Source organism: uncultured Vibrio sp., assembly GCF_947488985.1.
Taxonomy (GTDB): Bacteria; Pseudomonadota; Gammaproteobacteria; order Enterobacterales; family Vibrionaceae; genus Vibrio.
Map to the genome: position 1 here is coordinate 1 of NZ_CANLBV010000412.1, position 217 is coordinate 217.

Sequence of the window (217 nt, forward strand, 5' to 3'; positions counted from 1 at the left end):
CCGCATTTTTAATCGGACAAAAGGAGATAAAAAGTGGGGAAGAGTATGTCACGCGCATTGAGCGCGTCATCGAAGCCCTACAGCGCTATCAATATCAGCAACACACTACACGTCCTCCCATCCCCGTTATTGATGAATTCCCGACGAACTTGAATGATTTGATGACGCCCGATGAGCAGTTTTGGATAGAGTGCAGCAATGAAGACGAACAAGCTCG

The 217-nt window shown here is 47.5% G+C and carries 1 pseudogene; it reads left to right on the forward strand.

Annotated features, from left to right (window positions below):
* A pseudogene (locus Q1A70_RS20800) lies at nt 1-217 on the forward strand (type II secretion system protein); the annotation flags it as partial.